The organism is Undibacterium umbellatum (genome assembly GCF_014284125.1).
Classification (GTDB): Bacteria; Pseudomonadota; Gammaproteobacteria; order Burkholderiales; family Burkholderiaceae_D; genus Undibacterium; species Undibacterium umbellatum.
The window spans coordinates 39,896-60,299 of sequence record NZ_JACOFX010000004.1; the positions used below are offsets into that span (position 1 = coordinate 39,896).

Annotated in this window: 16 protein-coding genes; 10 read left to right on the plus strand and 6 right to left on the minus strand. The window is 52.9% G+C overall.

The features are described from left to right. Nucleotides 1-7 precede the first annotated feature (7 nt). A complete protein-coding gene (locus H8L47_RS10145) occupies nucleotides 8-595 on the minus strand; it encodes a hypothetical protein (RefSeq protein WP_186953482.1) in 588 nt (195 codons plus the stop codon). 249 nt (nucleotides 596-844) lie between these two features. Between H8L47_RS10145 and H8L47_RS10150 the strand changes: the two genes are divergently transcribed. The 8 genes from H8L47_RS10150 (at nucleotide 845) to H8L47_RS10185 (ending at nucleotide 9,340) form a co-directional block, all read left to right on the plus strand. Then, complete coding sequence (locus H8L47_RS10150) at nucleotides 845-1,171, plus strand: GntR family transcriptional regulator (protein WP_186953483.1); 327 nt, start codon at nucleotides 845-847, stop codon at nucleotides 1,169-1,171. A gap of 12 nt (nucleotides 1,172-1,183) precedes the next feature. Continuing rightward, the gene (locus H8L47_RS10155; RefSeq protein ID WP_186953484.1) at nucleotides 1,184-2,095 is read left to right on the plus strand and encodes an ABC transporter ATP-binding protein; all 912 of its coding nucleotides are present in this window, start codon (nucleotides 1,184-1,186) and stop codon (nucleotides 2,093-2,095) included. Beyond that, entirely contained in the window at nucleotides 2,092-2,781 is a 690-nt protein-coding gene (locus H8L47_RS10160; RefSeq protein ID WP_186953485.1) for a hypothetical protein, read from the plus strand. The genes H8L47_RS10155 and H8L47_RS10160 overlap by 4 nt, the downstream gene beginning before the upstream one ends. 170 nt (nucleotides 2,782-2,951) lie before the next feature. Further along, on the plus strand, nucleotides 2,952-3,212 hold the full coding sequence (locus H8L47_RS10165) for a PLP-dependent aspartate aminotransferase family protein (RefSeq protein ID WP_222616485.1): 261 nt from the start codon (nucleotides 2,952-2,954) through the stop codon (nucleotides 3,210-3,212). 230 nt (nucleotides 3,213-3,442) lie between these two features. Next, the gene (locus H8L47_RS10170; RefSeq protein WP_186953487.1) at nucleotides 3,443-3,880 is read left to right on the plus strand and encodes a response regulator; all 438 of its coding nucleotides are present in this window, start codon (nucleotides 3,443-3,445) and stop codon (nucleotides 3,878-3,880) included. 9 nt (nucleotides 3,881-3,889) lie between these two features. Continuing rightward, entirely contained in the window at nucleotides 3,890-5,665 is a 1,776-nt protein-coding gene (locus H8L47_RS10175) for a putative bifunctional diguanylate cyclase/phosphodiesterase (RefSeq protein WP_186953488.1), read from the plus strand. After that, on the plus strand, nucleotides 5,643-7,868 hold the full coding sequence (locus H8L47_RS10180) for a PAS domain-containing sensor histidine kinase (RefSeq protein WP_186953489.1): 2,226 nt from the start codon (nucleotides 5,643-5,645) through the stop codon (nucleotides 7,866-7,868). Before H8L47_RS10175 ends, H8L47_RS10180 begins: the two co-directional genes overlap by 23 nt. A 32-nt stretch (nucleotides 7,869-7,900) precedes the next feature. Beyond that, nucleotides 7,901-9,340 carry a sensor histidine kinase gene (locus H8L47_RS10185; RefSeq protein WP_186953490.1) on the plus strand — a complete coding sequence of 480 codons (1,440 nt, stop codon included), beginning with the start codon at nucleotides 7,901-7,903 and terminating at the stop codon, nucleotides 9,338-9,340. A gap of 327 nt (nucleotides 9,341-9,667) precedes the next feature. On the opposite strand, the gene H8L47_RS10190 is transcribed toward H8L47_RS10185, so the two are convergent. From H8L47_RS10190 to fusA, 5 genes are all read right to left on the minus strand, one after another. Further along, entirely contained in the window at nucleotides 9,668-11,284 is a 1,617-nt protein-coding gene (locus H8L47_RS10190) for a M64 family metallopeptidase (RefSeq protein WP_186953491.1), read from the minus strand. 272 nt (nucleotides 11,285-11,556) lie between these two features. Further along, nucleotides 11,557-13,887 (minus strand): putative bifunctional diguanylate cyclase/phosphodiesterase, encoded by a 2,331-nt coding sequence (locus tag H8L47_RS10195; protein ID WP_186953492.1) that lies wholly within the window; start codon nucleotides 13,885-13,887, stop codon nucleotides 11,557-11,559. Nucleotides 13,888-14,180: 293 nt separating this feature from the next. After that, the gene (locus H8L47_RS10200; protein ID WP_186953493.1) at nucleotides 14,181-15,860 is read right to left on the minus strand and encodes a PAS domain-containing methyl-accepting chemotaxis protein; all 1,680 of its coding nucleotides are present in this window, start codon (nucleotides 15,858-15,860) and stop codon (nucleotides 14,181-14,183) included. 96 nt (nucleotides 15,861-15,956) lie between these two features. Beyond that, on the minus strand, nucleotides 15,957-16,448 hold the full coding sequence (locus tag H8L47_RS10205; RefSeq protein WP_186953494.1) for a chemotaxis protein CheW: 492 nt from the start codon (nucleotides 16,446-16,448) through the stop codon (nucleotides 15,957-15,959). 487 nt (nucleotides 16,449-16,935) lie between these two features. Next, nucleotides 16,936-19,023, minus strand: coding sequence for an elongation factor G (gene fusA, locus H8L47_RS10210; RefSeq protein WP_186953495.1), 2,088 nt, complete (start codon nucleotides 19,021-19,023; stop codon nucleotides 16,936-16,938). Nucleotides 19,024-19,578: 555 nt separating this feature from the next. Here fusA and H8L47_RS10215 point away from each other — a divergent pair. Beyond that, nucleotides 19,579-20,040, plus strand: a complete 462-nt coding sequence (locus H8L47_RS10215; protein WP_186953496.1) for an antitoxin PaaA2 family protein — start codon at nucleotides 19,579-19,581, stop codon at nucleotides 20,038-20,040. Beyond that, on the plus strand, nucleotides 20,037-20,309 hold the full coding sequence (locus tag H8L47_RS10220; RefSeq protein ID WP_186953497.1) for a type II toxin-antitoxin system RelE/ParE family toxin: 273 nt from the start codon (nucleotides 20,037-20,039) through the stop codon (nucleotides 20,307-20,309). Before H8L47_RS10215 ends, H8L47_RS10220 begins: the two co-directional genes overlap by 4 nt. The last annotated feature ends 95 nt before the right edge of the window (nucleotides 20,310-20,404 follow it).

Genomic DNA, 20,404 nt, shown 5'->3' on the forward strand with positions numbered 1-20,404 from the left:
TAAGTCATCAGGTTTTCAGTTTCATGCCATTGCTCAATGCAAAATGGTGCAGTTGATCAATGATGTTCTTCTTGGAGACGGCGATGGTGATGACGCTGTGCTCTGCATCATTGATCCAGAATTTGACCCTGCCGATGGCGTCAGAATAGGTCAGCCAGCGCTTGAGTGTCGCAAAGCCACCATTTCCGCCACCGGCGATTTCAGGATCCTTCATGCCGCGGATGGAGTTGTCCACGACTTCGTAAAACAGTACATCGGCACAGGCAAAGGATTTGGACTTGCCCTCGTCAATGATAAAGATGGACTTGGTATCATAGTTAACGGCGAGCCCGTCGTGGTCACAGACATCGGCACATTTTGCACTGTTGACGCCCGAGAATTGCTGAATCTCCGCCACCAGCTTGCTGTGTCTGCGCGTTTCCGAAAACAGGCCTGCAAAGAAGCTGTAGATAAACCAGACGACCACAGGCAAACCCAGGATATTGATCATGTACTGGGCGCTGAAGGTGATTGCAATAAGGTAGAACAGGAACCAGGCTATCAGGATGTTCCTGATAAGAGGAATAGTGATTAAATGCATTATTCTTTTGAGCATCGTGCCAACCTTATCATTACGGAAAGTATTTATAGCACATTATAAATCTGTGTCTCCGGGTATTCTCACAGCTTGCATGGCAAAAGTGTAATCAAAAGTTACAATTTGTGCAGGCCAGACAGCGCGGCTTGGTATCCCACGCATCCTGAATCAAATTTTCATCATGATGGCTTGCATAACATTAATTTATCTGTATATACTGTGTATATGAAATATGGTTTTGTGTTTTCTCAAACAGATAGAAGTCCCATGTATCAGCAGATCATGGAACAAATTAAACAGCGGATCGCCGTTGGCGATTGGCCGCCCAATACACTTTTACCCTCCGTTCGCGAGCTGGCTACGGAAACCAAGTTAAGCATTATCACGGTCAAGCGTGCCTATCTGGAATTGGGGCGAGAAGGAGTAATTATTACCCAGCAGGGCAAAGGAAGCTGGGTAAGCGACACGCTTGACCTGGCCACAGTTCAGAAACAAGAGTTAATCCAGCATCTGGAGCAGGCCAGCAAATTGGCAAAATCACTTGCCATACCAGAAGACAAAATACTGCAACTGATAAAGCAGTTTATGGAATAGGGAGAAAACCGGATGGATTTGCCGCTTGCAGTAGAGTGTAAAGGCCTTACCAAGGATTACAGCCATTTTAAGCTGCAAGGCGTTGATCTGTCTTTCGAGCAAGGTGCAGTAATGGGGCTGGTCGGTCCTAACGGCGCCGGCAAATCGACGATCTTGCGATTGGTGATGGGCTTGCTGGGGCCAGACGCTGGCTCCATCAGGGTATTGGGGCATGCCATGCCAGACGAGCAAATCGCGGCCAAGCGCAATATCGGTTTCATCTCAGATGACATGCGGCTTTATGAGAGCGAAACAATTGCTTTTCACATGGATTTCATCAAATCGATATTTGACACCTGGGACGCCGACTATGCCGACATCCTGTTGCGCCGCTTCGACTTGCATAAGCATCAAAAGGTCAAAGGCCTGTCCCACGGCCAAAGAGTCAAGGCTACGTTGTTGTTAGCCTTGGCACGACGGCCCAGATTGCTGGTTTTCGACGAGCCAACCACTGGCCTGGATCCGGCAGTCAGGAAGGAAGTGCTCGACGAAATGATGAATGCGCTTGCAGACGAAACACGATCCATTCTTTTTTCATCACACAATACTTTGGATATAGAGCAGATATCCGACTACATCACCTTTATCTATGGCGGCCGCATCATCGAATCCCGCAACAAAGAAGATTTCATGGATGGCTGGCGCAGACTGCGCCTGACCAATATGCAAAGCAAACCTTTGCCAAACCTGCCAAATATCAAGGATATTCAGCAGAGCGGTCATCTGTGTGCGGTGACTGTCAATGAATATGATGAATCCGTTCCCGCGCAATTCAACAGCGCAGGCCAGGTCATCACAGCCATCGAACGCTTGAGCCTCGAAGAGATATTTCTCGCAAACGTCAAATGCGCCAAGGCAATGACAATGATGGAGTTTATCCAATGAACGTCTCGATCATCCCCCAGCTTGTCAAAAAAGATTTCCTTCTCGTTTACCGCACCATACTGATGTTTGCTCTGGTGAGTCTGAGCTTCATCGGCATTTTGCCGCTGCTCCATGGAAACATTCCAAACTGGGTGCTTATCAATATCGGCTTTATGATGCTGCTTGGGCCTGCTGCGACATGCGGCATTGTTCTACTTATGAAGACAAACGTGTTTGAGAAAGAAAAATCCACACAGCCCTTCATCATGAGCCTGCCAGTCTCAGCGAAGGAATTCACTCAAGCAAAGCTATTGATCAACCTGCCGGTATTTACCGTCTTCTGGCTGGTGGTCAGTGCGGTTGCATTTTACTTCGCCTTTGGGCTTGGGCTCTTTCCACAGGGCGCGGTTCCATTTGTTACCATGGTATTTCTGGGCATATTTGTCGCCTACACCTGCATACTGAGTGTCAGCTTGCTTTTCCAGTCGCTGCCGATGACCGTTCTTTCCATTTTGATCTTCGAGTTGGGTACGTCCGCTTATTTGTGGACTATCGCCTTTCTCGATCCGGTTGCGCATTTCGTGTATGGTCCAGTCATGATGTGGAACACCACTGCAACGACTATCGTGACAGTACAAGTGCTCGTCGCAGTATTCGCTATCTTGATGACATTACATATTCAGGGTACGAAGCGGGACTTTATCTGAGCCGGAATAGTCGCATTGGTTGCGACGAAACCCGGCCATGTTCAACACAGGTGACCGCGTACTCTCGGTGTGAGTGACCTGCCTATCACTTCACGTTTGAACAAATCCAGCACGATGGAAATATAGAACCAAGCGTCGTCTTCCCCCACCGAAATTGACGATCGGGCAGCATGGCTGCTATCAGTATGCCTTGCCTTGAGTCAGTTGTTAGCCAATCCGCCTTGCCCATTTCTTTAGCAGCCTGCAATAAGTTGTCACAGGCACGCGCCGGGTTGGATAGTCGAGCCTGGTCATGTCTGCCATTCACCATCAACAACGTGCTGGAAATGCTGCCAGACAATCGCCGCGTGGCGTACCTGCACTCAGGGCAGGAGGATGTGGATGATCTCATCAGCGACTTGCAGGCCGCTTTGCAACAAATTGCTTATTGAATGTTAATAAATTAAAAATAATACATATCAATATTGCAGGCCCATATACAATTGCATAACATAGATGTAAATTTGGTAATCATGTTTTAATTTCATCATTTAAAGACAATTTGTCTATGGGCTGGCCAGGCTGACACAATCGCCTCAAGGGAAACTGTTACAAAATTCACATTGCAATGATATTGCCGTAGAGTATTATTTATAAACGAGCGCAGGAGAAAGGATGTCTAATGAATGACAGCATTCCGCAAACCCGGCCAGTCACCATTCTGGTCGTCGATGACGATGATGTAGACGTCCTGGGTATAGAACGCGCTCTGAAAAAACTCAAGATCGCCAACCCAATTGTGCGCGCCCGCGATGGCGTTGAAGCGCTGGAAATCCTGCGCTCGCCCGAAGGCCTGCCCAAGCCTTATATCATCTTGCTGGACATCAATATGCCGCGCATGAACGGGCAAGAGTTGCTGGCTGAATTGCGTCTGGACAAAAACCTGAGCTCTGCCGTGGTGTTTGTGCTGACCACTTCACAAGATGACCAGGACAAGCTGATGGCTTATTCCAAGCATGTGGCTGGCTATATCGTCAAACAGCATGTCGGTGACGGTTTCATGCGCGTCACTGAAATGCTGGATCATTACTGGCGCGTAGTTGAGCTGCCTGTAGCCTGAGGTACAAACATGATACTGAGCGCCCCCCTCCAAACTTCCACTCTCGACATCCTCATCATCGATGATGATGAAGTTGACAGGCGCAACGTTATCCGGGCGCTCAAACAGGTTTCGGTCAGCGTCAGGATCGTCGAAGCCAGCAACGCGCTGGATGGCTTGCTCAAAGCCAAAGAGACCTTATTCGATGTCATTTTGCTGGATTACCGCCTGCCTGACCGTGACGGCATAGAAGTATTAAAAAGCCTGCGCCTCGACAAGACCCACCATGCTGCCATCATCATGCTGACGCACCAGGAAGACGTCAGCCTGGCCGAGCAAGCCATAGACGCCGGGGCGCAAGATTTTTTGTTAAAAGAAGAAGTCAATGCACGACGGCTGATGCGCGCCCTGCACCAGGCACGCCACCGTCATAAACTCGAAGCCGAACTCAGCCGCAGCTATAACCAGTTGCGCGAACTGGCCGAGCATGATGCCCTGACTGGCCTGGCCAATCGCTATGATTTTGAACGTGCCCTGGCCTTTGCCGTCAGCCGTGCCAAGCGCGAAAACCTGCATGGAAAAATGGCGGTGCTGCTGCTGGACCTGGACCGTTTCAAGAATGTGAACGACACCTACGGCCATGCCATTGGCGACCAGTTGCTCATCAAGGTGGCGCGCCGCCTGGGCACCACCACCCGTGGCAGCGACTTGCTGGCACGACTGGGTGGCGATGAATTCGTGGTGCTGGTGCAGGATATGGAAAGAATCGACCAGGCTATTTTGCTGGCCAGCCGCATCGTCGAAGCCTTCAAAAAACCCATCGTACTGGATGGCCTGGAATGGCATGTCACCATGAGCATAGGCATTGCCGTCTTTGGCTCGTGCGCCAATGATGCGACCGAGCTCATGAAATGCGCCGACATTGCCATGTACCGCGCCAAGCAAGAGGGGCGCAACCAGAGCCATTTTTATTCTGATCAGTTACACCAGGCCGTGCGCCACCGCATGTACCTGGAACGTGATTTGCGCCACGCCCTGCGCAATGAGCAATTGCAAGTGTATTACCAGGCCAAGATCAACCCTTTTGATGGCCGCATAGGTGGCATGGAAGCGCTGCTGCGCTGGCACCACCCTGTCGAAGGTGTGCTGACACCCGGCGTATTCCTGCCCATGGCAGAAGAACTGGGATTGATGTTCGAGATCGACCAGTGGGTCATGCGCACCGCCTGCGCCCAGTTACAGGAATGGCGCTCGCTGCCGTTCTTGCACGCACAAGACTTGACCATGGCAGTCAATGTCTCAGCCATCCAGCTGCAGGGCGACAATCTCATCTATACCGTCGATGAAGCTTTGCTGACCAGTGGCCTTGATCCCAGTTACCTGGAGCTGGAAATTACCGAGAATGCATTGATACGCGACCCCCATCATGTCGCCACCATCCTGCACAAGCTGGTTGGGCGCGGCGTCAAGCTCTCACTCGATGATTTTGGCACGGGTTATTCTTCCTTTGGGCATTTGAAACTCTTCCCCATCCATGTGCTGAAGATAGACCAGAGCTTTGTCGCCGGTGTCGGCAAGGGTGATTCACCGGAGCGCCTGCTGGCTGCCATGATCGCCTTTGCCCAGACCATGGAATTGTCGCTGGTGGCAGAAGGGATAGAAACCGAACATCAGGCGCGATTCTGTGCCGACCGCGGTTGTGAGCTTTTACAGGGTTATTTGTATTCTCGCCCGATACCATCGAGTGAATTTGAAGATCGCTACCTGACCGGAAGCTTCCGCCATGAACCAATTGGACCAGAATGACACAGCTAGCAATCGCCCGTCAAACTGTGTGAATGAGCAGCACGCCCTGCTGGCTGCCATCGTCGCCTCGGCCGATGATGCCATCATAGGCAGCGACCTCAGCGGCAATATCCTGAGCTGGAACCATGCGGCAGAAATCCTGTTTGGCTATAGCGTCACGGCAATTTACCAGCGCCCCTTTACCAGTCTCTTCCCGTCCGGGCAATTGCCCGATCATCTCTCGCTCATCAAACTCTTGCAACAAGGTGCCTCGATAGGTCATTTTGAAACCATGCGGCGCTGCCAGGATGGCACAGAACTGCCGGTGGCCCTGACCATCTCGGCCATACGCGACGAGGGTGACAACATCATCGGCCTGTCGCTGATTGCGCGTGACTTCAGCGTAGGCTACCGCATCGCCGCCCGCCTGACGCAAAGCGAACGTCATTTCCGCCAGGTGGTGGATGCGGCGCCGAATGCCATGGTGATGATAGACCGCCGTGGCCTGATAGAAATGGTGAACACTCAGGCCGAAACTATCTTTGGCTATACCCGATCAGAATTGCTGGGCAAGCCGCTGGAAATCCTCATCCCCTCTCGCTTCCAGCGTCATCATCCCAGCCTGCGCACTGGCTACTTCGCCAACCCCGTCAGTCGCACCATGGGTCAGGGACGCGAGTTGTATGGTTTGCGCAAGGATGGCACCGAATTCCCGGTAGAGATAGGCCTCAACCCCATAGAAACTACCGACGGCATCAAGGTTTTGTCGGCGATTGTCGATATTACTGAACGCAAACGCCAGGAAGAACGCTTCCGCCTGGTGGTGGAAGCCGCACCAAATGCCATGGTGATGATAGACAGCCAGGGCAAGATAGAAATGGTGAATGCACAGACTGAGGCCATCTTTGGCTATGCGCGTGAAGAATTGCTGGGCCAGCCCATGGAAGTGCTGATACCGGCCCGCTTTCGCGCCCACCACCCTGGCTTGCGCAGCAATTTTTTCACACAGCCAAGCAGTCGCAGCATGGGTTCTGGCCGTGACCTGTTTGGCCTGCGCAAGGACGGCAGCGAGTTTCCGGTGGAAATCGGTCTCAACCCCATAGAAACTGCCGACGGCATCAAGGTCTTGTCAGCCATCGTCGATATTAGCGAACGCAAGCGCCAGGAAGAGCGCTTCCGCCTCGTCGTCGAAGCCGCGCCGAATGCCATGGTGATGATAGATAGCCTGGGCAAGATAGAAATGGTGAATGCCCAGACCGAGCACCTGTTTGGCTATCAGCGTGAAGAACTACTGGGCCAGCCCATGGAAATCCTCATCCCGGCCCGCTTCCGGCCACAGCATCCCGGTTTGCGCAGCAGTTACTTCGCCAGCCCCAGCACCCGCGCCATGGGCACAGGCCGTGACCTGTTTGGCTTGCGCAAGGATGGTAGCGAATTCCAGATAGAAATTGGCCTCAATCCCATACAAACTGCCGATGGCCTGAAGGTGCTGTCTGCCATTGTCGACATCTCTGAACGCAAACGCTTCACCGATGAACTGTCACGGCGCAACCAGGAATTGAATAGTTTTGCCTATGTCGCCTCGCATGATCTCAAGTCGCCCTTGCGCGGCGTCGACCAACTGGCCACCTGGCTGACTGAAGACCTGGCCGGCAAGATCGATGACGAAACAAATGAACACCTGCGCCTGATGCGCATGCGCATCAAACGCATGGAGAAACTGCTGGATGATTTGCTGCTCTACTTCCGTGCCGGGCAATCAGGTGGTTCGGTAGAACGCATAGACGTTGCTGAACTGGTGCGCGATGTGTTTGATCTCTGCTGCTCCGACAAATCGTTCAGGCTGGAATTGCAGGGCGAATTCCCGCGCTACCATACGCACAAAGTACCGCTGGAACTGGTGTTTCGCAATCTCATCAGCAATTCCATCAAACATCACGACACCAGGCAAGGCTGCATCGTCGTGCAAGCCATCCCGAATGATCAATGGCTGGAATTTGCCGTCTGCGACGACGGCCCCGGCATTGCGCCAGAACACCGCGAACGCGTGTTTGCCATGTTCCAGACCTTGCGCCCGCGCGATGAAGTAGAAGGTAGTGGCATGGGCCTGGCCATCATCAAGAAAACCATAGAATCCCTGGGTGGCAGCATCGCCCTCAGCGACAACCAGCCACGCGGAGCCATCTTCAGGTTCACCTGGCCACGTAAAACAGTCGAGGCATAGTCATGGCGATGTCAGACAAGAACAGGACATCCATGACATCTCAGGCAAGCCTGGAATTACTGGCTGCCATTGTCAATTCATCAGAAGACGCCATCATCGGTAGCGACCTCAATGGCCATATCATCAGCTGGAATCATGCCGCCAGCCTGCTGTTTGGCCATGCGCCTGAGGCCATACTCGGTCAGGCCTTTGCCCTGCTCTTCCCCGCTGGTCAATTGCCGGATCACCTGACCCTGATACAACTGCTGGAGCAAGGCAGCGCCATCGGCCAGTTTGAAACCATGGGCCAGCACGCCGATGGCAACGAGCTGCCGGTGTCACTGAGCATCTCCGCCATCCGTGATGCAGCGGGCCGGATCTTTGGCCTGTCCCTTTCTGCACGCGACTTTAGCAATGGCTATAAACTCGCTGCCCGTCTCGCCCAAAGCGAAAGGCATTTCCGCCTGGTCGTCAATGCTGCCCCCAATGCCATGGTGCTGGTGGGCCAGAACGGCTTGATAGAAATGGTCAACGACCGCACAGAAAAAATCTTTGGTTACCAGCGTGCCGAACTGGTGGGACTCGCGTTTGACCTGCTCGTACCTGAGCGCTTTCGCAAGCAGCACCATGAACCACAAGCGCCACAAATGCAACAAATGCAACCAGCTCCCACATTGTATGCCCTGCGCAAGGACGGCAGCGAGTTCCCGGTCGAGATCGGTCTTAACCCCATCGACACTGCCGACGGCGCCAAGATACTCTCTGCCATTGTCGACATCTCCGAACGCCAGCACTTCATCGATGAACTCTCACGCCGCAATCAAGAGTTAAAAGATTTTGCCTATGTCGCCTCGCATGACTTGAAAGCCCCCTTGCGCGGCGTAAGCCAACTGGCCATGTGGATCACCGAAGACCTGGAAGGCCAGATCAACGAAGAAACCCGCGAACACCTGCACCTCATGCGCGTGCGCATCACCCGCATGGAAAAATTGCTGGAAGACTTGCTGCTCTACTTTCGCGCCGACAAACTTGGCGGCAACATCATCACCGTTGACTTTGCCGAACTGGTGCGCGATGTCTTTGAACTATGCTGCAGCGACGCCTCTTTCGATCTTGAATTGCAAGGCAGCTTCCCCAAAGCCCCCACCCACAAAGCCGCCCTCGAACTGGTTTTGCGCAATCTCATCAGCAATGCCATCAAACACCACGACAAAAAAAGCGGCCACATCATCGTGCGCTCTGTTGCCTCGCCCGAAGATACACACTATATCTTCGAAGTCGCCGACGACGGCACAGGCATTCCCCCAGAACATCATGAACGCGTCTTCGCCATGTTCCAGACCCTGCGCCCCCGCGACGAAGTAGAAGGCAGCGGCATGGGCCTGGCCGTCATCAGGAAAACCATAGAGTCGCTAGGCGGCAGCATCAGCCTTGCTGCCAACCAGCCACGCGGGGCAGTGTTCAGGTTTAGCTGGCCGCGGGTCGCAGAATAATTTTACTAACCTAAGCAGTGAACGTGGAGTACGCTGAGCAGCGAAACACACAAGACCAAAAAACTCACCACAGAGACACAGAGACACAGAGGAAGGAAAGACTGCTTGCAAGCAGTCTTTGTTCCGCAGGCATGCGGTATACCGCACGAATTCTCTGATGCACCAAAGAGGAATGCAAGAGACTAAAAGAAGATATTGCCTGGTATTTTCTATGCCCACCGCCCCCTCTGTGTCTCTGTGCCTCTGTGGTGAGATTGTTGGTCTTGCTTTCACCAAGAAAAGAATGGGCGTTTTGCCAGACAGCATCTCAAAACGCCCATCCCATCTCTACTGCGGTGGGAACAAATACGTCACCGAGTAATTGCCACTGCCAGAATACGATTTGACTTGCACATAGTAGTAGCCGGCCGTGCCAGCGTAGTTGATAGACTCGGTCGATGTGCTGCCTTCGCTGCTGGCTACCTTGGTCCAGGCGCTGCCTGAATATTTGTAGAGGTAGAGGTCAAAGTCGGTGCCCGCTGGCCCGCTCAGTTGTATGCTGAAGGTGCCGCTGCCTGCCTGGATATAGCCGGGTGATGCGCTGGGTGCATTGGCTGTCGCGCCGTTGGTCAGGGAACCTGTCTGGGTGACCAGGCCGCCTGTAGGCTGTCCGTATGAAGCAAACACGGCCCTCGCCAGTCCTTCGTTAACGGCATGCCATGGATAGCCAAGCGTGCGCATGCGTGAATTTTCTGTGGGGCGGTATTTCCCTGTCTTGCAATATTGCGCGCCCTGGAAGGTACCAACCGTACCATTGGGATATTGCCCCAGGCCGGTCGGCACGGCAGTTGTAGAGGCGATTAAGCGCCCCCATTTGACATTGCGCGTGCCGTTGAGTGAGACGTTACTCGAAGTCGGCTCTGCCCCCTGGTTGCAGGTGCCATAATCATATTCGTCGGCCAGTGCAAAGGCGGTGTGGCCAATCTCATGCAGGGCAATTTCTACGGACTGGGCATTCATCGACAAGGTAGCGATTTCACCGCCAGAGCCGCCATAGCGCGTGGAGTTGGACACGACGACGATAACATCGCGCTGGTCAGGCGCGAGCACAGAACCGATGATGTTGTACACCTTGGTCGAATTCACGCAGAGCAGGCGGTCGATGTTATAGCAATAAAAGCTGCCATCCATGGCGGTGTCGCGGTAAACACCTTTATCCGGCTCATCGGCTCCGGATTGATTACTGGCGACATCGACACGGTGTACATTCATGCTGGCGCGGTTGGCGACAAACAGAGGGTCGGCCAGAAAACCATCTATCACTCTCTGCGCGTCAGTACGCCATTTGCCCATCTCGGCAGCGGTATATCCGTCGCCAACAAAGACCAGATCCATGCGCGCATTTGCCGGACCATTATTGACGATGGTGGTGACAGTTGCAGCAGGTGGCGGGGCCCGCATGCGTGCCAACTGGCTGCTGCGCAGCATTTTTTCCAGCGCAGCACGGCCAAATACGGTCTGCTGCGGTGGTACAGGTGTCATACGAGTATCGCCCGCGGCCCCCATGGATTGCTGCAGGATTTCTATGCTGGCGATCTTTGCATCAAAAGGCATCGACACCTCAAAGACACCGTCTGCCTGCCTGACTTGCTGAGACACTTCAATGGCCCCGGTTTTGGGGTCGAAAGCTTCTATATGACGCTGCTGTGCATTCCTCACCAGCACTTCATGGATGACAGCCCCCTGTGCATTTTTGGCGACGACGCGCCACTTCTCTGTCTGGCCGCCATCTGCCAAGCTGGGCGTCAGGGCAAATTCGCCAAGCTCGGCGTGAACTGGTGTAAAACTGGCGCTCTGCCTGCCATCGCTATAAGCAACACGCAAGGAGATATTCCCGGCATGTGCAGTGCTGATTTGAACTGCCATTGCTGCAACGAACATCAAAATAAGTTTGATCGCATTCATACGGTCTCCGAATAAAATAGGGTGAATGTAAGAACTTCGTGCTGATTGAATGGAACGTTCCTGCCGGAAGAAGTTGGCAAGAGGGCAGACGCTGCGCAAGTTGTCGGCAGCTGGAGATCAGTATAGTAAACTGGGTAGAATAAACAGCAATTAATGTAAGCAGTTGTGAATGCTGGTGATGCTTGTCAGACGCATGCTATTTGACGCGAGTATAAGATTTGACAATGCAACAGAAATCAAATGGCCATCTGCAAGATGCCTGACAACATACCCTACCTATTGGTGGTAACAGGCAAATCCAGTTCTGCCCCATACACCCGTATCAAGTCATCGACATGCAGTGGCCTGCTCAGCACAAAGCCCTGTATCAGCGTGTCGCCAAACTGCCGCAAGAATGCCAGTTGATTGTCCGTCTCCACGCCTTCAGCAATCACATTCAAATGCAGGTTACGGCCCAGTTCTATGATGGTGCGGACGATGGCGCGGTCTTCGCTTTGCTGGGGCAGGCCCATGATGAAAGAGCGGTCTATCTTCATCGAGGAGATGGGCAGGTTTTTTAAATGAGCGAGTGAAGAATAACCCATGCCAAAATCGTCGAGGCTGATGCCAAAGCCCATACGCCGCAACATACTCATAATGGGGATGACGTGGTCTGGCTGTTGCATGAGCATGCTCTCTGTCAGTTCCAGGCAGAGGTGGTGTGGTTTGATGCCGGATTTATCGACGATGGCGCGCAATTCGTCGGGCAAGGTGCTGGAGGTGAATTCAGAGGCGGCCATGTTGACATGTACCTTTAAATTCTCAAAGCCAGAGCGGTGCAGGCGTGCCAGGTCATGACAGGCGCGGTGTACTACCCAGTTGCCGATCTGGATGATGAGACGGCTTTCTTCTGCGATGGGGATAAAAATATCCGGGCGCACGATGTCGCCATTGGCGCGGCGCCAGCGTATCAGGGCTTCTATGGCATGAATCTGACCGTTACCAGCGAAGATGGGCTGGTATTCCAGATACAGGTCATCGTCGGCGATGGCCTGATGCAGCTCTGCCTCCATGGTCAGGCGTTGGGCCAGGTCGGATTGCTGTACGGCCAGGGTGTATGAGGTGCTGCTGGAAAAATAACTGACGGCATTACGGCCGCTTTTCTTGATACGGTACATGGCGGTGTCCGCACCCCGCAATAGCTCAGGCCCGGTCAGGCCATTGTCGGGATAGATGCTGATGCCTATGCTGGCAGACACGGCAAGCTCATGGCCATTGAACATGAAAGGCAATTGCGCTGCATGCAGCACTTGCTTGACTAGGCGATCAAGCTGTTCATTGAAGAGTGTCTCAGAACCATCGGGCTGGTACAGGATGGCAAACTCATCGCCACCCAGCCTGCCGACCAGTTTGCCCGGTATGGCCAAAGCTTGCAGACGCTGTGAAAAACCACGCAGGACAACATTGCCAGCCTCATGACCAAAGGCGTCATTAACAGGCTTGAAACGGTCAAGGTCAATAAAAATAAGGCCAAATACTGCACCGTTGACGGCACTGCGCTTGCAGGTGCTGTCGAGTATCTGGTAAAAATGGCTGCGGTTGGCCAGCTCGGTCAGGCCATCAATTTGTGCCAGCAGGCGTATGGTTTCCTGCTGCTCCAATCGTTGCGCTGTCTGTGCAATCAGTGCGCCTATGGTGGCTGAGAGCGTCGGCAATTGTGCTTCGCTCTGACGTGTCAAGTGACTATAAAATTCCAGCACACCGGGGCAGTGGCGTTCACCTTCGTCTGTGATATAGGCAACCGGGAAGATATAACCAGAACGTAACTGGCAACGGCTAGCACTTTGATTGCGCAAGAAATCTTCATCGCCATCCATGTTCTCTACCCAGCGTGGCTCACCTTGCTGCCACACCTGCCCTACCAGTCCTATGCCTGGTCGCACCTGCATGGCCTGACTATCCTGGGTAAACATGGTCAGGGACTCATGTTGCGCATGCCAGTAATTTTGCAAGCTGAGTTTGCGCTCGCCCTGGCTGTCGGTCTCTACAGCCCAATAGGCACCCCAGTCCCAGCCCAGGTTTTGACACACGAGCTGGATGACTTTGGTAACGGCACTGCCTATGGAATCTGCGCCAACAAACAAGCGCGTGCTTTCGAAACTGAGCCGTTCGCGCATGGCCGCATGTTTGGCCGCCGTAATGTCAGTCAGTATGCCTTCGCAAAGTTCGTGGGTATGCGCTCTGGCAATTGATGTCAGGCGCAACCAGCGCAAGCCGCTGCCCTCAATAAAAATGCGGCACTCCCATTCCAGCGAAGTGCGCCTGGCATCAACGCTTTGCAGGAAGCCATAGCCTTGGCGCATGTCTTCCAGCAGCACCCTGTTAAAACTGCTCGCAGGGCTGGCATGCCAGCCTGCCTGCACACCCAACAGGGTGGCAGCAGCCATAGACAAGACCATTTCTTCGCTGCCAGGATGAAACCACCAGCGCCCAAAAGCCGCAGCCTGCTCGACCGGATCAAGCACCGACGCCTGCGCCAGCAAGGCAAGCAGTTCAGGCGTGGTGCAGTGTTCTACATACTCTGGCAGGAATGAAAGAGAGGACAGTGGAGTAGAGTCATGCATGGTGAGAAATACGTCCTGATATGCAATGGGATATTTATCACCAGCAATTTTTGTACCACTGCACAAGGCAATAATGCTGGTTTGTAGTGCGTAAAGGCCTGACTATCTGAGCGCAAACCCGGTTTCTTATCGAGAGAGCATCAGCGCCCAAGAAAAGTACATCAAAAGCGCACCAAAATCGTACAAAAAGCTTGCCTCTCTATACCTGCAAAAAAACCAGGGTAACAACCCTGGCTTTTTTCCTGACTCTGTCTTTACTTGCCAGGGTCTAAGCAATTGCCTGCGCAAGCGCCTCAAGCGGCCTTGTACTGTAATTGCCTGGCTTTCGGTTTTGTGCCTGCGGCCGAAACTGGCATCGCCCCGTCTGCGCGGTGCACGCTGACCTGCCTGGCGTGAGCGGAAACCACACTACCGTCATTCAGCTTGAAAACGCTGATGGCTTGTTGCAGATGCTTGCTTTCTTCAGCAAGGCTACCAGAAGATGCAGCGGCCTCTTCCACCATGGCTGCATTTTGTTGTGTCAGTTCGTCCATTTGGGTAATGGCCTGGTTCATTTGCTCTACACCATCGCTCTGTTCACGGCTGGCATTGCTGATTTCATGAATAATGCTCGTGACATTTTGCACTGAGGTCACCAGTTGCGACATGGTACTGGTTGCTTCTTCAACCAGTTTATTGCCCGTGCCGACCTTGCTCATGGAGTCGCCGATGAGTGTCTTGATCTCTTTGGCGGCACCGGCAGAGCGTTGGGCAAGATTGCGCACTTCACTGGCAACCACCGCAAAGCCACGCCCCTGCTCACCAGCGCGGGCTGCCTCTACTGCCGCATTCAGTGCCAGGATATTAGTCTGGAAGGCAATGCCGTCAATCAGGCTGATAATGTTCTCTATACTTTTTGCCGAGTCGCTGATTTCATGCATGGTGGTGCCCACCTTATTGACCATCTCACCACCTTGCTGCGCCACCCTGGAGGTGGCTTCTGCGAGTTGGCTTGCTTGCGCCGAACTATCCGAATTTTGCTTGATGGTAGATGCAAACTGCTCCATGCTGGCGGCAGTTTCCTGCAAGCTCGATGCCTGGGATTCTGTGCGGTTGGACAGGTCCATATTGCCGTCTGCAATCTCCCTGCTGCCCCTGGCAATGGAATTGACGTTACTACGAACGTCATTAATGATGGCAACAAGATTGATATTCATCTGCCGCATGGCTTGCATGAGTTGCCCCATGTCACTGTTATCGCCCTTGGGGACGACTGCAGTCAGGTCACCACCTGCCATGGTGCGGGCAGCCTGAACGGCTTGCTGTAAAGGCTTCAGGTAAGCACGATGAATGGCAAAACCATTCCAGGCGATCAATGCGCTGGCCAGGCACAAGATGGCCAGGTCAAACAACTGCAAGCCAGAGCGCATGAAGTGCGCCACACTGCCAGCCGCGACGACGGCAAAGATGGCCAGCATGCCCAGGGTGAGCCTCGCCGTACCAGACATTTCCAGCCCACGTTGTATCCTACCCTTCAGGCCGGTCTGTACCAGTTGCCCATGATGCAGTTTCATGCTGCCACTCTTGTCTTCACGCATGCGCTGGTACAGTTTTTCTGCATCATCAATCTCGGCACGGCTGGGCTTGGTCCTGACCGACATATAACCAACTACCTGATTCTTTTCGATGACGGGCGTAACGTTCGCCCTTACCCAATAGTGGTCGCCATTTTTGCAACGGTTCTTGACCATGGCATCCCACTGGCGGCCTTCCTTGACAGTACTCCACATATCGGCAAACGCCTGGACGGGCATATCTGGATGGCGTACCAGATTATGCGGCGAACCGATCAGCTCATGCTCTTCAAAACCGCTGATTTCAATAAAGGTGGGATTGCAATACTGGATATTGCCCTGGAGATCCGTTTTGGAAACGATGGACTGCCCGTCTTTCACTTCAACTTCTTTTCCGCTGACTGGTTGATTATTGCGCATGGGAGCTCACCTCTTCAAGAAATTGCGACGACATTGACCCACGATGACAGAATAGCTGCGACACCTATCTACATGAAATCCAGATGCTTTTTTACGTCAGGCGGTGGCAGTGGCGACGTCCAATTCCTTGTCCTGCAGCAGCGCATCCAAATTAATCAGGATTAACATGCGATCGTCTTGCAGCCCAAGCCCTGTGACGTAGTCTGCATTGAAATCGGTGTTGAAACTGGGTGCTGGTTTGATTTGCTCTGGGGTAAGCGTGGTCACGTCAGAGACGCCATCAACGACAATACCCACCATGCGGTTTGATGAATGCAAGATAATGACGACCGTTGTATCGTCATAGCTTGCCGTACCCAGCTTGAGGCGGATACGCATGTCAAAGATAGGGATGATGACGCCACGCAAATTGACGACACCTTTGAGATAAGCAGGCGCACCAGCAATGGTGCTGACTGGCTCGTAGCCACGTAGTTCCTGCACTTTCTGGATATCCACACCATACTCTTCGCCGCCTAGGCGAAAGGCGAGAAACTCGCAGGGTGAATCTGAAAAATCGTTTGCCTGGGTGTCAGGATGTGTTGACATGCTGTGCTCCAAATCCGCTGCTATCACCAGTCACGAAAGCTCGTGCCCGATTAAAAATCCGCACACCATTTTGGTGCTATGGACGCATTTTGTATCTATACAAAATCGATGGATCTGGGCCTGACCCCTGGTGCAGATCAGCGCACAATCAGGCTCTTGCGCCGGAAAACAAACGGGGACAGGTTCTGCCTGTACTCAACAATCTCTGCCCCAATATTTATTATGGCGCGCACAAGAATACACGTATTGCTTTACATCAATATCTACATGCTTCAATGAGCCATGTTTTTCATATGGTTTTATATTTTACTAATGTTTGCTGTTTCTTATATTAGCAACAATAATTAAATTTAACAGGTAATTTAGCATTAAATGATAAATAAACCACAAAAAAGCCAGAGCACCCGCCCTGGCTTTTTTGACTTGCTTGCAGACAACAGGCAAACCCAACTACCGCCTGCCCATCATCTGCCATTACTACATGGCCTTACACAAACGACGCCTCATTCACATCACAAGCCGCATGCCTTGCATACGTCGCACTGGCAAACGCCCTGCCCTGTGACAAGGAACGCAAGTCGTTCGTATGGCCGAACAACCTGGTCAAAGGCACATCAGCCACGACTTCAACACGGCCTGTGTTCTCGGTGATGCCCAAGACACGGCCACTGCGTTTTTGCAAGTCGCCGATAACGTCGCCCGTGTTAATGGCGGGAGCATCAACAGTCACTTTCATGACCGGTTCAAGCAAGACCGGTTTGGCCTTGCGCAAGCCTGCCAGCACCGCTTCTTTGGCGGCGATGATGAAAGCCATTTCGTTACTGTCAACGGCATGGAAATCACCATCAAGCAAAGTGACTTTGACGCCAGTCACTTTTTGCCCAAGCGGGCCTTGTTGCATGGCCTGCTGCACGCCTTTTTCAACAGCCGGGAAAAACGCCGTTGGTATCACGCCGCCCTTGACGACATTGGCAAAGGCAAACTCGCCTTCATCAAGCAACTCAAGCCGCACAACAACGCGGGCATACATGCCCTTGCCACCGTTTTGCTTGTCCAGCTTGCCTTCTGCTTCGACCACAGGCAGGCCCATGGTTTCCTTGTAAGCCACATGCGGCGCACCGACACGTATATCCACCGCTGCTTCACGGCGAGCACGCTCCAGCACCACATCCAGATGCAATTCACCCATGCCCCACAAGATGGTCTCGCCAGTTTCGACATTATTTTCCAGACGCAAAGACGGGTCTTCACGACGGAACTTGTCTAGCACTGCCAACATCTTGGCACGGTCAGTACCACTGCCGGGCTCAACCGCCAGCGCCACCACAGGCTCGCCAGCATGAATGGTTTCCAGCGTCCACGGCTGCGACTTGCCAGACAGGGTTTGGCCTGTCAGCGCGTCTTTCAGGTTGGCGATGGCGATGATACTGCCCGCTGTTGCCTCAGCCACCGACGTACGTTTGTCAGCATGCACGACATACAGACGGCCTATGCGCACAGGTGCATCGAGAGTCGCATTCCAGATGGTTGCACCTTCATGCAAACTACCACCATAAATACGCACAAACGCAAGCGAGCCATGTTCATCATGCGTGACCTTGAACACCAGCGCCGCCAGAGGATCAGCATCGCCAGTTGCCACGGTCACACTGTCACCGTTCAGCGTTGCCACAGGAGCAGCGCGGTCATCAGGTGCAGGCAGCCAGGCTATCACGGCATCAAGCAGCGGCTCTATACCTGCGTTTTTATACGCAGAACCTGCCAGCATGGGCGTGGCTTTTCTGGCCAGCGTCAGTGTACGCAAACCTTGCAATATTTCTGCTTGGCTGAGCGTGTCATTCGCCAGATAAACATCCGTCAGCACATCACTCGCTTCTGCTGCAACCGAGGCTGCATACGCATAGGCCGCCAGCGCTTGCGCCTGCAATTCTGCGGGCAAAGCCAGCACCGTCATATTGCCCTTGGCATCCCATTGCAGCAGACGCTGTTGCAAGACATCAATGACGCCACCAAACTCATCCGCTGCACCGACAGGTATCGCCAGCGGCACAGGTCGCGCACCCAGTTGCTTGCGCACTTGTTCTGTGACGCGGGCAAAGTCAGCGCCGGTCTGGTCCATCTTGTTGACGAAGATGATCATCGGCACGCCATGTTTCTCGGCCTGGTGCCAGACAGTCTCGGTCTGCGGCTGCACGCCAGCCACGCCGGACAAAACGGTGATGGCACCGTCCAGCACGCGCAGGGAGCGTTCAACTTCAATCGCAAAGTCGATGTGGCCTGGTGTATCAATCAGCGTGAATTCATGACCGTTCCAGACGCAGCGGGTCGCCGCTGCACCAATGGTGATGCCGCGTTCTTTTTCCAGTGCCATGGTGTCCATGGTGGCATTGCCTTCATGGACTTCGCCAGTACGGTGGATTTCGCCAGTTTTAAACAGGATGCGTTCAGACAGCGTGGTCTTGCCAGCGTCTATATGCGCGATGATGCCAAAGTTGCGCCAGTTGTTGCGCACATTGTTGAGCGCAGAGTGAGCAGATGCCTTGTTGGAAGCGGCACGGGGGACAGTGTTCGTCATGATGGGTCTTTCTACATAGCGAGCGGTCGTGGGTTGTCTTGGTGACAGCGCCGCGGGGCCATGCGACCACCCTCATTTCAGTGGACCCGCGCGCGTTCTACATCTGCTGACTTCATGTTATATGGCTCCTCAATGAGAGAATGTTTGCTTCAAATGGCACTACAAAGTGCTGACTAAAATGGTGCTCAGTTTTTGGTTATCAAGGGCAAAAACAGAGCGCCGAAAACAAAGTACTGGAAAACAAAAAAGGCCCTTGTGGGCCTTTGTTTTTTCCTGATGCTATCTGATCAGAGTTTCAACGGGCACACATCAGCGGCCCCGGGATGTCGTCTGACATGCCGGGAGGGCGGAGGTAAAAAAGAGTATGCTCAGTGTTTTCATCCGAATAGAATAATCCTGTTTTTGCAGCTTGTCAAATAGGGAGGCAAAAATTTCGGAGAAGGAGTGAAGTTTGCGTGAATCATCATTTCTGCACATTCATCTACTAGCAATTGCATATTTATTAGATAAAATGCATAATTCAGTCATCGAATACAGTTCAGCAGAAAGTATTTAATGAGCAACAACACTATAGACACCGCCATGGCCAAGCGCATGCTTGATGCCTCTGCCATACAGGGCGCGTCCATCATCGGTCAGCCAGGCGGTTGGGGTGTCATGCTGAAATTTGGTATTACAGAAAAACCGCTGGGCGCACAAAGAACTGACCAGCCTCGCGTGTGGCGCTCACTTGACCGCTGCATGGATTACTTGAAAACCGAATTGCATATCACCCGCGTCGATTTGCTCGATGCCAGCAAACACAGCGATGCATCAGATAAAACCAGCGTTCGGAAAGACACCTCAGAACGCATGCGCCAGGCACATGCAGCCGCCGCTTACAACAAGTGGTTTCGTGAACAAGTGCAAGCTTCGCTGGATGACCCTTCCCCTGGTATCGCAAATGAAGATGTCAAACAAAATTTTGCCGCCAAGCGCGCAGCATTGAAGCAGCGTATTGCGGGCAACAAAGCTTGAAACTAATCTGGAAACCACTCGCGCTGGCAGATCGCGAACGTATCATGGACTACATCGCAGAAGACAAACCACAAGCTGCGATTGATCTTGATGAAGCTTTTGAGCACACGGCAGATCAGCTTTTGCTCAACCCACGTATGTACAAACCTGGCCGTGTCAAAAAAACCCGTGAAGCAGTTGTTCATCCCAACTACATCATCGTTTATTCGATTGATAGAAGTACCATTAACATACTCAGGGTCTTGCATAGTGCGCAGGCATGGCCTTGAATTGCAAATTCAAGAACACTTAAAAATCCATCATTGAATTCGCATTGCACTTAAGGCTACGCTGAATAAGCATCAATTTTCGATGGACGAAACTC

Excerpts from the sequence above, each read along its gene's own strand:
- H8L47_RS10195 (WP_186953492.1), bottom strand. The coding sequence starts at position 13,887 with ATGCATGACTCTACTCCACTGTCCTCTCTTTCATTCCTGCCAGAGTAT.
- H8L47_RS10215 (WP_186953496.1), top strand. The coding sequence starts at position 19,579 with ATGAGCAACAACACTATAGACACCGCCATGGCCAAGCGCATGCTTGAT.
- fusA (WP_186953495.1), bottom strand. The coding sequence starts at position 19,023 with ATGACGAACACTGTCCCCCGTGCCGCTTCCAACAAGGCATCTGCTCAC.
- H8L47_RS10170 (WP_186953487.1), top strand. The coding sequence starts at position 3,443 with ATGAATGACAGCATTCCGCAAACCCGGCCAGTCACCATTCTGGTCGTC.
- H8L47_RS10155 (WP_186953484.1), top strand. The coding sequence starts at position 1,184 with ATGGATTTGCCGCTTGCAGTAGAGTGTAAAGGCCTTACCAAGGATTAC.
- H8L47_RS10190 (WP_186953491.1), bottom strand. The coding sequence starts at position 11,284 with ATGAATGCGATCAAACTTATTTTGATGTTCGTTGCAGCAATGGCAGTT.
- H8L47_RS10205 (WP_186953494.1), bottom strand. The coding sequence starts at position 16,448 with ATGTCAACACATCCTGACACCCAGGCAAACGATTTTTCAGATTCACCC.
- H8L47_RS10185 (WP_186953490.1), top strand. The coding sequence starts at position 7,901 with ATGACATCTCAGGCAAGCCTGGAATTACTGGCTGCCATTGTCAATTCA.
- H8L47_RS10165 (WP_222616485.1), top strand. The coding sequence starts at position 2,952 with ATGGCTGCTATCAGTATGCCTTGCCTTGAGTCAGTTGTTAGCCAATCC.
- H8L47_RS10175 (WP_186953488.1), top strand. The coding sequence starts at position 3,890 with ATGATACTGAGCGCCCCCCTCCAAACTTCCACTCTCGACATCCTCATC.
- H8L47_RS10145 (WP_186953482.1), bottom strand. The coding sequence starts at position 595 with ATGCTCAAAAGAATAATGCATTTAATCACTATTCCTCTTATCAGGAAC.
- H8L47_RS10200 (WP_186953493.1), bottom strand. The coding sequence starts at position 15,860 with ATGCGCAATAATCAACCAGTCAGCGGAAAAGAAGTTGAAGTGAAAGAC.
- H8L47_RS10150 (WP_186953483.1), top strand. The coding sequence starts at position 845 with ATGTATCAGCAGATCATGGAACAAATTAAACAGCGGATCGCCGTTGGC.
- H8L47_RS10180 (WP_186953489.1), top strand. The coding sequence starts at position 5,643 with ATGAACCAATTGGACCAGAATGACACAGCTAGCAATCGCCCGTCAAAC.
- H8L47_RS10160 (WP_186953485.1), top strand. The coding sequence starts at position 2,092 with ATGAACGTCTCGATCATCCCCCAGCTTGTCAAAAAAGATTTCCTTCTC.